We start from the raw sequence: 12,503 nt of genomic DNA on the forward strand, positions 1-12,503 counted from the left end.
GTTTGCGTCTATGACAGTACGTTCCGGCTGCTCCGGAAGGCAAATCGGTGAACGCAGAACGACCTGAACATGACGTAACTCACATTCGGCGCGGCAGTCTCCTGGTCAGGTCAGTTACCGAGCCCCTGATAGGTGTCGACCGCGGCCTGCAGGTCCTCGAGAGCCTGCCCCAGATCGGAGAGGTCTCCCCCGCCGCTCTGAGCCGAGCGCACCGCCGCCAGGGCCGCACTGAGGTCCCGCACGGCCGCGGCGCGGTCGGCGTCGCTGCCGCCGCCTGTGGCCGGCGCGGACGGTGCCGACGATCGCGGAGCACTCGCCGCAGCACCCGGCCTGGCCGAGCCCTCGGCCTGCGCCTCGGCCTGCCCGCTCTCGTCGATCCGCACGACGTCGGGGTCCGCCTCGATCCCCACCTGCCGTAGCGCCTCGTACAGGGTGGGCGCATAACCCACGGCGCGGTCGTAGCTGACCATCACGCGCAACAGCCTCGGGTACGCCGAGTCCTGGTCCTTGCGCTGCGTGTAGATGGGCTCCACGTACAGCACCGAGTCGTCCGCCAGGGGCAGCGCGAGGAGGTTGCCCTCCGTGATCTCGGCGGTCTCGCCCCACAGTCGGCGGTCCTCGGAGATCGCGGGGGAGGCGATCATGATGTCCTGGGCCTGGTTGGGGCCCTGCGCGAGTGGCTCGGTGGGACGCTGCACCCGGACCGTGATCGCGCCATAGGTGTCCGGGTCCGAACTGGCCGACATGTGCGCCGAGAGGAACTCGCGCTCGTAGCCGCGGAACGCCGAGATCAGCTGGAACGTGGGCTTGTCGGATTCGGGGTCGGTCGGATCCGAGGCCACCACGTAATACGGCGGCTGACTCGGCCCGTCCCGGTCGATGGTCTGTGCCGCGGTGGGTCCGCCGGCCGGACCGCCGACCGGACCGCCCACGGGCGGGGTCTGCGGATTCTGGATCGACGAGGTCACCGTGGGGTCGGAGGGCACCGACCAGAACGCGTCGTTGGTGAAGAACTGTCCGGGATCGTCCACCTGGTACTTGGCCAGGAGTTCGCGCTGGACCTTGAAGAGGTCCTCCGGGTAGCGCAGGTGCTCCTCGAGCTCCGGAGAGATGGCCTCGCGCGGCTGGACGATGCCCGGCAGGGCCTTCATCCACGTCTGCAGCACGGGGTCGGACTCGTCGAACTCGTACAGGTCCACGGTGCCGTCGTAGGCGTCGACGGTGGCCTTGACCGAGTTCCGGATGTAGGAGACCTCCTCGTCCGGCAGCACACGTCCGCCGGCGCCGCTGGTCGAGTCCGACGTCATGGCCTCCAGCGAGCTCAGCTCGGCGTACGGATAGGTCTTGAGCGTGGTGTAGCCGTCGACGATCCACTTGATCCGGCCGTCGATCACGGCCGGGTAGGTGTTGGTGTCCGTGGTCAGCCACGGGGCGACCTTCTGCACCCGGTCGCGGGGGTCGCGGTCGTAGATGATCTTGGAATCGTCGGAGATCAGGCTGGACAGCAGGATGTTGCGCTCGGCGAACTTGAGCGCGTAGGCGGTGCGGTTGACCCAGCCGCCGACCGGCACCCCGCCCTCGCCGGTGTAGGTGTACTGCTCGGAGTCCGTGTCGTACTCGCGGGGGCCGTCGCCGTTGTTGCCGACGATCGCGTAGTCCGGGTCCGACTGAGCGATGAGCTCACCGAAGTAGATCCGCGGCTGGGTCACCGGGATCATCATCTCGGCGCCGCTGGAGATCGCGCCGAGATCCGAGACCTGGAAGTTGGGCAACCCGCCGCGGTCCGAGCCCGCGTCGGCGATCTCGTTGACCCGGTTGGCGGGGGCGGCGACGAAGCCGTTGCCGTGCGTGTACACGGTGTGGCGGTTGATCCAGTCCCGCTGGTTGGCCTGGAGCGCCTCGGGGTTGAGCTCACGGGCCGCCACGAGGAAATCGCGCATCTCGCCGTCGATCGTGTAGCGGTCGAGGCTCAGCTCATCGGGGAAGCCGTAGAAGTTGCGCAGCTGCTGCAGCTGCGTGAACGTGGGGGCGAGGACGTTGGGGTCGAGCACGCGCACGTTGGACAGCGTGGTGAGGTCCGAGGCGGCGTCCCGCGGGTTGGGATTGGCCGAACCCCAGTCATCGAGGTAGGTGACCCGGTCATCCCCGATGTCGTACGCGGCCCGAGTGGCCTCGATGTTGCGGGCGATGTACTCGCGTTCCTTCTCGGCCCGGTTGGGTTTGACGGAGAACTGCTCGACGGCCAGCGGCCACGCCGAGCCCACGACGAGCGCGGAGAAGAGCAGGAGCACGGTGGCCAGGGCTGGAATCCGGAGGTCCCTGATGACGATCGCCGAGAAGAAGGCGACCGCGCACACGATGGCCACGGAGAACATGAAGATCTTGGCGGGCATCACCGCGTTGACGTCGGTGTAGCCGGCGCCGGTGAACGTGGAGTTCTCGCGGAACAGCAGCTCGTAACGGTCGAGCCAGTACGCGGCGGCCTTGGTCAACACGAACAGCCCGGCCAGGCTGACGAGCTGGATCCGCGCGGCCCGCGTCAGCGTGCCCTCGCGTGCACCGGGACGGAGCCCACCGAACAGATAGTGGGTGACGAGGTTGGCCAGGAACGCCAGGACGATGGCCACCATCAGCCACGTGACGATCGACCGCCACAGCGGCAGCTCGAACGCGTAGAACGAGATGTCGAGTCCGAACTGCGCGTCGACCTGCCCGAACGGGGTGGAGTTGACGAACATCAGCACCGACTGCCAGCCGGTCTGCGCGATGAGACCGGCGAGGAGACCGAGCGCGACCGGTGCCCAGAACACTGTTCTGGCCGGAGAGGAGCCGACGGCCGCCCGGTAGCGCGCCAGCGTGTCCGGCATCCCTGCCTGTGCCAGGAACACCGGGCGGTAGCGGTAGGCCAGCAGGATGCCGGCGGCCACGGCGAGGCCCACCACCAGGGCGACCACGACGATCAGACCCAGCCGGGTCAGGAGCTCGGCCCTCAGGACGCTGGTGGCGTCGACGGAGCGGAACCACAGCCAGTCCGTATAGGTGGAGTTGATCCTCGGCAGTACCTGGATGAGGACTATGAGGACGACGACGGAGATGGCGACGGCTCGGCCGCGACGTGAGATCGCGATCGGCCGTCCGGGATTGCCGGGTGGGCGGACGGACACCGGGGAAGCTCCTGGACTACTGGGGCGGACATGCTCGTGGGCCCCACCTTACGGAAATGCGCCGCCTCACCCGCAGGTCGGTGGTTCTCCCCCGGATGTGGCCGCTTCCAGCGCCTCCAGCGCGCCCGCCAGGGTGTCCACCTCGATCAGACGGATGCCGTCCGGCGGGTCCGCCGCGGCCTCCGCACAGTTCCCGGCGGGGACCAGGAACTCGGTGGCGCCCACCTCGCTCGCCGCCTGGATCTTGTGGGAGATCCCGCCGATGGGCCCCACGGTGCCGTCGGGCTCGATGGTCCCGGTCCCGGCGACCTCCGCCCCACCGGTCGACTCGCCCGGGGACAACTTGTCGACGATCGCGATCGCCAGCACCAACCCCGCCGAGGGGCCGCCGACGTCGGGGTCGATGTTGATCCGGACGTCGGTCCCGTCGGCGGGCGTGTCGCCGACGAGGATGCCTATCCGGCCCTGGTCGGGGTCGCCGTCCGGTCCGGCCGGGCGCAAGGTCGTCGTCGTCGTCGTCTCTTCCCGCCCGTCCCTGGTGAACCCGATCCGGACCTCGTCCCCCGGCCGGTGTTCTCCCACGCGCGCCACGACGGCGGAGGAATCGGCGACCTGCTGGCCGTCGACCGTGGTGAGCAGGTCGCCGGTCCGCAGCAGACCGGCGGCCGCACCCTCGGGGTCCACACCCTCGACCCGGGGCCGCATCGGGATCCCCAGGTGACGGTAGGCGGCGACCTCGGCCGAGTTCTCGGACCCGACCATCTCAGCGCTGTTGGTCTGCTCGACCTCGTCCCTGGACCGGTCCGGCGGGAAGACCTGGTCGCGCGGGACAACCACCTGGTCCTCGTCGAGCCAGAACCGCACCGCGTCGACCAGCGTGAGGCGGTCCCGCACGGCGACGGTCGTCATCCGCAACGACCCGGTGGTCTCGTCCGCCTCCCGGCCGGCCACCTCGATGACCGGGACGGCCTCGACCCGGTCCCCGCGCTCGACCTCGGACTCGGCGAAGGTGTCGTAGGTGGGACCCGGTCCCATGGCCACGAGTGGAACGGTCGCCGACGTCGCGAGCACGAGCAGGAGGATCGCCGGGACCAGCGCGGCGAGAAGGGTGGACAGTCGGCGACTCACGGGGGCAAGGGTAGACGGCGTGGCGAGACCGTGACATCTCGGCCGGACCCGCCCACCCCGCAGGGCTGTACCGTTGTGGCATGAACAGCCCCTTCGGATTCTCCGCCTCCGACGACGACGGGCGCGACAAGGACCGGGACCCCGATCCCGGCGGCGCCGGCGGCTTCGACCCCTCCCAGTTCGGCCAGTTCGGCCAGATGCTCTCGCAGTTCGGCCAGATGCTCGGCTCCATGGGGTCGGCGATGACCGGCCCGGGCGCCTCGGGCCCGGTCAACTACCAACTCGCCCGGACCATCGCCCTGCAGGCCCTCGGCCGCACCCCCGTCATCAGTGACGCCTCCCGGACCGCCGCCCAGGACTCCGTCCGACTGGCGGAGCTGTGGCTGGACGAGACCACCCAGTTCCCCTCCGGCGTGCACCGCACCGAGGCCTGGACCCCCCAGCAGTGGGTCGAGCAGTCGCTGCCCACCTGGGAGAAGATCTGCACCCCGGTCGCCGAACAGATGAACTCGGCCACCAAGGGCGCGATGCCCGAGGAGGCGCGACAGCTCGCCGGTCCGCTGCTGGGCATGCTGGACCAGATGGGCGGCATGGGGTTCGGGATGCAGCTCGGCCAGGGACTGGGCAAGCTCGCCCCCGCGGTGCTGTTCTCCTCCGAGGTGGGGCTGCCGTTCGGCGACGACGGGGTGGCCGCCCTCTGCCCGTCCGCGATCGACGCGTTCGCCGACGAACTCGAACTGCCCCGGCAGGAGGTCGTGGTCTTCCTCGCCGCGCGCGAGGCCGCCCACCTCCGGTTGTTCGCCGGCGTGCCGTGGCTGCGGGCACGGGTCCTGGCGACCGTCGACGAGTACGCCCGCGGCATCCGCGTGGACACGTCCGGACTGGATGACCTGGCCTCGGGGCTCGACCCCTCGATCCTGCAGGACCCCGCCAAGCTCCAGGAGCTGCTGTCAGGCGGCGCCGGAGCGATCGGCCCGAAGGTGACGAACGTGAACGAGGCCGCTCTCGGCCGTCTCGAGACGCTGCTCGCGCTGGTCGAGGGCTGGGTCGACGCGGTGGTCGCCACCGCGGTCGGCGACCGCCTGCCCAGCGCCGACAAGCTGCGGGAGATGTGGCTGCGCCGCCGGGCGTCCGGTGGGGCCGCCGAGCAGGCGTTCTCCAGCCTCGTCGGGATCGAACTGCGGCCACGACTGGCCCGTGAGGCCTCCGAGCTGTGGCGCCGGGTCGGCGAGGCCGTGGGTACGGAGCGCCGTGACGGCCTGTGGAGCCATCCCGACCTGCTGCCGGTGGGCGAGGACCTGGAGAACCCCGCCGCCGTGATCGACCGGCTCCTCGACGAGTCCACCGGCGACGAGTCCGGAGTGGACGAGATCGAGAAGTTCCTCCGCGAGGCCGGAGGCGGGGCCGGGGACAGCAGCACGGACCCGGACACCGGCACGGATGGTCCGGCCACGGACGTCTGACGGGTTCGGCGGCTGACGGGCTCGTCAGCCGGGGGCGACCTCGTCGTCGTCGACCTGGATCAGGTCCCCCACTCTCTCGCCGTCACCCTCTCCTCCACCGTCACCGTCACCGTCACCCTCGGCCCGGCCCGCTCCGCCGGGCCCGGTGCGGAGCACCCTCGCGTACGCCTCGAGGTAGCCCATCGCCCGCTCGGTCCGCGGGTAGCGCCGCACCGCCGCCCAGAACTGCGGTGTGTGACCGCCGGGGACGGTCAGGTGGGCGAGCTCGTGGACGACGACGTAGTCCAGCACGTACGCCGGGACGTCCCGCAGCGCCTCGCTGATCCGGATCTCTTCCGACCCGGGCGAACACGAGGCCCACCGCGTGGTCATCGCCGAGACCCACCGCACGACCCTCGGCCGCGGTCGACCGTCGAGCCACTCGTTCGACAACGCGGTCGCGCGGCGCATCAGGTCCTCGTCTGACGCCTTGGTGCCCGCCCGGCGTCCCGAACGCTGCAGGCGGGTCAGCATGTCGGCGATGAGCCGCCGCTCCTCGGCCCGCGGAAGCCCCGCCGGCATGAGCACCACCACGGTCTGACCCTCCAGTCGCGCCGACACGGTCCGCTTCCGGCGACGTGAGCGGCGCACGTCGATCCGGGGGTCGTCCGGGCTGGTGGGAAGTCCGTCCGCGGGCTGAGCCTCCGGGGCGGCGGCGGCATCGGGGCGGGGCGGGGGCGGCACGCCGACCACCGTAGACGACCGCGTCCGGCCGAAGTTCTCCACAGGTCTCTCGGCTTGCGCGAGGCTGTGGACAACCGCCCTGCGGTGCGGCCTGCCGCCGCGTGCCCCGTGTCACGATGTGCCCGTGACCCCACCAGCCGGTTCCGTCGGTACCTCGCCCCCCGGTGCGCTGGGCGCCGGACCGGCGGTCGTCGTCGCCCCGGCCGCCCTCGGGTCGGTCCGGGCCGTCCTGCGGGCCGGAACGGTCGTGGTGGTCAGGGACCACGACTCGGTCCAGGTGGGTCTGGCGCCGGACCGGGCGGTGGTCGTGGGCGCACCCGCCTCGTGCGGCCCACGCGGCCTGGCATCGCTGCTCGCCGACCTCGAAGGTGGTGCTGATCTCGGCGACGCCGCCGCCAGAGCTGGTGTCGACTCCGCCGACCTGCCCTCCGTCGCCCGGATCCTGGTGCGCCTGGCCGAACTCGGTCACGTCCGCCTCACCACGCCGGGCATCCTCACCGGCGAGCCGGATCCGGCCACGTTGCCGCCGCCCGTCCGACGCGTCCATATCCTCGGCAACGGCCAGGTGTCGGAGGTGCTGCGCGGACCGCTGTCGGTCAACGGTTGCCGGGTCACCACCGGGCCGAACCCCGGACTGACCTTCGACCCCGACCGGCCCCCCTGGCACCGCCGCGGGCCGGCCCCGGACCTGGTGATCCTCACCGGATCCATCGCCATCGACCCCGTCGTGACCGCGGCGCTCACGCGGTCCGGCCAGGTTCACCTCCACGTGTACTGCCGCGACGGCCGGGTGGTGGTGGGGCCGACCGTCCTGCCCGGGATCAGCCCGTGCCTGCGGTGCATCGACCTGTTCCGGGCCCGCCGTGACCCCAGGTGGCCGTTCGTCGCCGCCCAGCTCGTCGGCCGGTCCCCGGAAGCCGGGGTCCCCGCCCTCACCGCGGCGGCGGCTCTCGTCCTGGCCGAGGTCGCAGCCAGCCGCGAGCCGGGCCGTTCACTCCAGACCGTCGGTGCGAGCGTGGAGATCAATCCGGCGGAGGGGTTGTGGCGAAGACTCGAGTGGCCGGCGGCGAGGCGCTGTACCTGCGGCGCCGCGGCGCACCCTCCTCCTCTGTCATGATTGAGGTCGTGTCCGACCTCCCCCGCACCTCGTCCCGCCGAGCCGCACGCCTGGCCGGTCTGCCCCTGGGAATCGCCGGCCGTGCTGCGGGCTCACTGGGCCGTCGAGCTCTGGGCCGCGGAGAGGGCGACCTGACCGAGGAGCTGGCCGACCAGGCCGCCGAACAGGTCTTCGCGGTGCTCGGAGAGCTCAAGGGCGGGGCCATGAAGGTCGGGCAGGCGCTCAGCGTGTTCGAGGCCGGGATGCCCGAAAAGTACGCCGGTCCGTTCCGGGAGGCGCTGACCAAGCTGCAGGCCGGGGCGCCGCCCCTCCCGCCCGCCGAGGTCGAGAAGGTCCTCGACACCCAACTCGGCCTCCGGTGGCGTGAGCGGTTCGCCGAGTTCGACGGTGCTGCCGCCGCCGCCGCCTCGATCGGGCAGGTGCACCGTGCGGTCTGGGCGGACGGCCGCGAGGTGGCGGTCAAGGTGCAGTATCCCGGTGCCGACGAGGCGCTGCGCTCCGACCTGCGCCAGCTCCGCCGTCTCTCCCCTTTCCTGCGCCCCCTCGCCCCGGGCACGGACGTCCGGGGCGTGATCGACGAGTTGTACAACAGCGCCGTGGCCGAACTCGACTACCGCGGTGAAGCCGACACCCAGCGGGTGTTTGCCGCGGCGTTCCGAGACGACCCGCAGATCCGGGTCCCCGCCGTCCTGGCCTCGGCCCCCAAAGTGCTCGTCACCGAATGGGCTGACGGGCGCACGCTCGGCCAGATCGCCGCGGTGGGGACGCGCGAGGAGCGCAACCGGGCCGGCGAGCTGCTTGCCGAGTTCCAGTTCTGCTCTCCCACCCGGGTCCACATGATGCACGGCGACCCGCACCCCGGGAACTTCCTGCTCGCGGATGACGGCCGGATGGTCGTTCTGGACTTCGGGGCCTCGCTCCCCCTGCCGGAGGGAATGCCCGACGTCCTCAGCTCGATGATGCGCCTCGCTCTGGCCGGGGAAGCCGACGAGCTGCTCGCACTCATGACCCGAGCCGGCTACGTGGGCCGGAACGGGATGGACCCGGGGGACGCGATGGCCTTCCTCGATCCGTTCATCGAGCCGATGCGCCACCCCGAGTTCCACTTCGACCGGGCCTGGCTGCAGGGGATAGTGGCCGTCTACGGCGACTTCTCCGGGCGGGAGTTCCGGACCTCGCGCTCGTTCACCCTGCCCCGCGAATACGCCCTCATCCACCGGGTGCTGTCGGCCTCAGTGGGGATGCTGTGCCAACTCGAGGCGACCGCGCCCTACCGGGAGATCGTGCACCGGTGGATGCCGGAGATCTTCCCCGACGGGGTCTGACCGGGCGGGTGCCGGGCGGGCGGGTACCGGGCCTACTCAGCCCTGTCTGACCAGGCGGAGGACGTCGTCCCCGTATTCGCTGAGCTTGTGCGCTCCGATGCCACCGATCTTCCCGAGCGACCTGCTGTCCGTGGGTCGCTCGCGGGCGACCTGCGCGAGGGTGTCATTGGTGAACACCGTGTACGCCGGCTTGCCGATGCGCTCGGCGGTCTCTTTTCGCCAATCCCGGAGCCGCTCGAACAGCCCGGTGTCGATCTCCACCGAGCACTCCGGGCACAGTCCCAGCGCACGGTGCATCGGCCCGGTGAGTCTCTCCCCGCAGCCACGGCAGCGGCCCTTGTCCGGCGCTTCGCTCGCCCGGCCGGAACCCGCGGGCGTCGGAGCCGGTCGTACCGGGTCGAGGAAGCGGCTGGGCCGGCGGGTCGCGCGACCACCGGCCCGGCGACTGCGGCTCCACGAGACGGACAGGTGCTCCCTCGCCCTGGTGACCCCCACGTACAGCAGGCGCCGCTCCTCCTCGATGGCGTCGGGCCCGCTCTTGATCGCGTGGCTGATGGGCAGACTGCCCTCGTGCACGCCGAGGAGGAACACCGCGTCCCACTCGAGCCCCTTGGCCGCGTGGAACGACGCGAGGGTGACTCCCCGCTCGTCCGGTGCGTGCCTCGCGGAGGCCCGGGCCCGCAACCCCGCCACGGTAGCCAGCAGTCCTGGCCGGGTCTCGGTGGTGGCGATCTCCTCCGCCAGGCCCACCAGCGCGGCCAGCGAATCCCAGGCCTCCCTCGCCTGGGTACCGGACGGTTCGGCGGCAGTGAGTCCCAGCGGCGCCAACGCTTCGCGGATCACCTTGACGATGTCGGTGGGATCCGTGAGCGCCGAGTACGCCTCCCCGGCCGCCTCCTCGTCCGAGCCGTCGACCAGTCGGTCGATCACCGACATCGCCCGCCGGATCACCGGCCGGTCGAAGAAGCCCTCCCCGCCCTTGAGTCGGTAGCCGATCCCCACCTCGTCGAGCGCGGCCTCGATGCGTTCCGATTGCGCGTTGATGCGGTACAGGACCGCGATCTCCGAGGGGTCGAGCCCCCCGTGGACCAGGTCGGCGATGGCCCCCGCGACCGCCACCGCCTCGGCGTCCTCATCCGGGTACTCGGTGAGGACGGGGTCAGGGCCGGGTGGGCGCATCCCCCGCAGCGTGAGCCCGGCTGTCCGGAACCGCCCCGCACCCGCACCGATGACCGCGTTGGCGAGGTCGACGACCTGCGGGGTGGACCGGTAGTCCGATTCCAGTCGCACGACCGTCGCGTCGGGGTACCTGTCCGCGAAGCCCAGCAGGTAATCCGGGTCCGCCCCTGCGAACGAGTAGATGGTCTGGTTGACGTCTCCCACCACTGTCAGGTCGTCGCGTTTGCCGACCCAGGCCATCAGCAGGCGCTGCTGGGCGGGGGTGGCGTCCTGGAACTCGTCGACCACGAAGCACCGGTACCGGTCCCGGAACTCCTCCGCGATCGCCGGCACCTCTTCGATGAGCTCTGCCATGTGCATGAGCAGGTCGTCGAAGTCGAGCATCCGGACGGGACCGGAGACCTTCAGGTCCTCGTAGGCGCGGAACGCCCGCGCCACCTCGGGCGCGGGGACCGGTAGGTCACGGCCCAGCTTGACCGCCTGCTCGGCATAGGTGTCCGGGGTGAGCAGGCTCGACTTGGCCCAGCCGATCTCGGTGAGGACGTCCCGGATGTTCTCCGTGGACGGGTCCAACCCGACCCTGCGTACGGACTGCGCGACCGCCCGGAACTGGCCGTCGAGCAACTGCCACGGCTCCTCCCCATAGACCCGCGGCCAGAAGAACGAGAGATTGCGAAGCGCTGCGGAGTGGAAGGTGCGCGCCTGGACCGGACCCGTGCCCGCGTCCGCCACACCCAGGCCCGCCAGCCGCATTCGTAGTTCCCCTGCGGCGCGGGCGGTGAACGTCACGGCCAGGACCTGGTCGCCCCGGACGTGCCCGGTGGTCACCAGGTGGGCGATGCGCCTGGTGATGGTCCGTGTCTTCCCCGTGCCCGCACCCGCGAGGATGCAGACGGGGCCCCGCGGCGCCAGGACGGCCCGCCGCTGCTGCGGGTCCAATCCGTCGAGCGCGGTCTCCCGACTCTCACTCATGCCAGATCAGCCCCATGTCACTCACTCCCCCATCGTGGCATCCGGGTCCGACACCCCGCCGCCGGCCTCCCCCCGGGGGAAGATTCCATCGCTCCCGGACGTTGCACCCCGTCATGAGCGATCTCAGAGAAGTCGATGCCAGCGCCCTCACCCTGTACACCACCACGTGGTGCCCCTTCTGCAACCGGCTCAAGAAGCTGCTGGACGAGAAGGAGATCGGTTACACCGAGATCGACGTGGAGGCCGACGCCGAGGCCGCGGCCTTCGTGGAAAGTGTCAACGGAGGCAACCGGGTCGTTCCGACCGCGCTCTACTCGGACGGCACGACGGCCACCAACCCGCCCGCCTCGCAGGTGCGCGACAAGCTCGCCGAGCTCGCGAACGCCTGACTCAGGCCGCGTCGGCCGAGACCGCGCGGTCGTGGGTCAGACCGCGCGGTCCACCGCCGCCACCCACGAATCCAGCATCACGTGCGCGATCGACACCGGCGGCGCGACCGTCAACGCGCCGTGCCCGTGCAGTGCTGCACGGACCTCGTCGACGTCGAACCAGGCGGCCTCGCTGATCTCCTCGTCCTCGAGGATGATCGGCGCGTCCGGATCGCCGATCGCGTGGAAGCCCACCATGAGAGAGCGGGGGAACGGCCACGGCTGACTCCCGAGGTAGCGGACGCGGTCGACCACCACACCGACCTCCTCCTGGACCTCGCGGCGCACACACCCCTCCAGCGACTCCCCCGCCTCGACGAAGCCGGCGACATGCGAGTACATCCCGACCGGCCAGATGGGTTGTCGGGCGAGCAGCACGCGACGTCCGCCGTCGTGGACCAGGCAGATCACGGCCGGGTCGGTGCGGGGGTACTCGGGTCCACCGTGGAACGGGTCCTCGATCGCCCAGCCGGCGTCCGTCCGACGCGGGTGGTGCTGTGGATCGCGTCCCCGGATCGTGTCCCGGTGCCAACCGATCAGTGCGATCGCCTGAGAGGCGAGTGACCCGTCGCCCTCCACCAGGTCGGCTCCGCATGATCTGAGATTCCCCACCGCGGGATCGTTGGGCAGGTCCTCCACCGGCAGCGCCCAGATGTGCTGGCCGACCTCGGTGAGACCGAGGAACACGGCGGTTCCCGGCAGCGACTCGGCGTGGTCCCGCGCCGGTTCCAGGCGGATTCGACGGCGCCCACCGCCAGTCGGGTCGGTGGCGAAACGGTTGCGTTGGTCGACTCGCAGCACCCGCGCGGTGGCCCAGCCCTGCGCCAACCCGTCGGCGTCCTGCCTGAGCTGTGCGGCCCGGTCGGGCGCCGACACGGACAGGACAGGGTCGGAGTTCAGGCTGAAATCCAGCGGCATCGTTGAGGTCCTTTACACCGGTAGTGCGGGGAGTATTCAGGGTAACGAGCGGCAGCGGCGGGCCCGGCCGTCGGCTTCTCCGGCGC

The 12,503-nt window shown here is 71.1% G+C and carries 9 protein-coding genes; 4 read left to right on the top strand and 5 right to left on the bottom strand.

From position 1 onward, the window contains the following. Positions 1–110: 110 nt before the first annotated feature. Positions 111–3,164 (bottom strand): UPF0182 family protein, encoded by a 3,054-nt coding sequence (locus R4P08_RS06285; RefSeq protein ID WP_317812918.1) that lies wholly within the window; start codon positions 3,162–3,164, stop codon positions 111–113. A gap of 66 nt (positions 3,165–3,230) precedes the next feature. Next, on the bottom strand, positions 3,231–4,292 hold the full coding sequence (locus R4P08_RS06290) for a PDZ domain-containing protein (protein WP_317812919.1): 1,062 nt from the start codon (positions 4,290–4,292) through the stop codon (positions 3,231–3,233). An 80-nt stretch (positions 4,293–4,372) separates the two neighbouring features. Between R4P08_RS06290 and R4P08_RS06295 the strand changes: the two genes are divergently transcribed. Continuing rightward, entirely contained in the window at positions 4,373–5,755 is a 1,383-nt protein-coding gene (locus R4P08_RS06295; protein ID WP_317812920.1) for a zinc-dependent metalloprotease, read from the top strand. Positions 5,756–5,779: 24 nt separating this feature from the next. On the opposite strand, the gene R4P08_RS06300 is transcribed toward R4P08_RS06295, so the two are convergent. Beyond that, complete coding sequence (locus R4P08_RS06300) at positions 5,780–6,478, bottom strand: M48 family metallopeptidase (RefSeq protein WP_317812921.1); 699 nt, start codon at positions 6,476–6,478, stop codon at positions 5,780–5,782. Between the two features lie 124 nt (positions 6,479–6,602). Between R4P08_RS06300 and R4P08_RS06305 the strand changes: the two genes are divergently transcribed. Together R4P08_RS06305 and R4P08_RS06310 are read left to right on the top strand one after the other, a co-directional pair. Further along, entirely contained in the window at positions 6,603–7,595 is a 993-nt protein-coding gene (locus R4P08_RS06305) for a hypothetical protein (protein WP_317812922.1), read from the top strand. Continuing rightward, a complete protein-coding gene (locus R4P08_RS06310; protein ID WP_411741173.1) occupies positions 7,592–8,920 on the top strand; it encodes an ABC1 kinase family protein in 1,329 nt (442 codons plus the stop codon). The genes R4P08_RS06305 and R4P08_RS06310 overlap by 4 nt, the downstream gene beginning before the upstream one ends. A 36-nt stretch (positions 8,921–8,956) precedes the next feature. Here the strand turns inward: R4P08_RS06310 and R4P08_RS06315 are convergent, their stop codons facing one another. Further along, positions 8,957–11,071 (bottom strand): ATP-dependent DNA helicase UvrD2, encoded by a 2,115-nt coding sequence (locus R4P08_RS06315; RefSeq protein ID WP_317812923.1) that lies wholly within the window; start codon positions 11,069–11,071, stop codon positions 8,957–8,959. Between the two features lie 113 nt (positions 11,072–11,184). On the opposite strand from R4P08_RS06315, the gene R4P08_RS06320 reads away from it, so the two are divergent. Then, the gene (locus R4P08_RS06320) at positions 11,185–11,460 is read left to right on the top strand and encodes a mycoredoxin (protein WP_317812924.1); all 276 of its coding nucleotides are present in this window, start codon (positions 11,185–11,187) and stop codon (positions 11,458–11,460) included. 36 nt (positions 11,461–11,496) lie between these two features. Here R4P08_RS06320 and nudC read toward each other — a convergent pair whose 3' ends face one another. Further along, a complete protein-coding gene (gene nudC / locus R4P08_RS06325) occupies positions 11,497–12,417 on the bottom strand; it encodes an NAD(+) diphosphatase (RefSeq protein WP_317812925.1) in 921 nt (306 codons plus the stop codon). Between the last annotated feature and the right edge of the window lie 86 nt (positions 12,418–12,503).

It is taken from the genome of Rhodococcus sp. IEGM 1408, assembly GCF_033142235.1.
GTDB lineage: Bacteria > Actinomycetota > Actinomycetes > Mycobacteriales > Mycobacteriaceae > Dietzia.

What these genes read in the sequence shown, in the direction of transcription:
- R4P08_RS06295 (WP_317812920.1), top strand. Translation starts at nt 4,373, where the DNA reads ATGAACAGCCCCTTCGGATTCTCCGCCTCCGACGACGACGGGCGCGAC.
- R4P08_RS06310 (WP_411741173.1), top strand. Translation starts at nt 7,592, where the DNA reads ATGATTGAGGTCGTGTCCGACCTCCCCCGCACCTCGTCCCGCCGAGCC.
- R4P08_RS06315 (WP_317812923.1), bottom strand. Translation starts at nt 11,071, where the DNA reads ATGAGTGAGAGTCGGGAGACCGCGCTCGACGGATTGGACCCGCAGCAG.
- R4P08_RS06320 (WP_317812924.1), top strand. Translation starts at nt 11,185, where the DNA reads ATGAGCGATCTCAGAGAAGTCGATGCCAGCGCCCTCACCCTGTACACC.
- nudC (WP_317812925.1), bottom strand. Translation starts at nt 12,417, where the DNA reads ATGCCGCTGGATTTCAGCCTGAACTCCGACCCTGTCCTGTCCGTGTCG.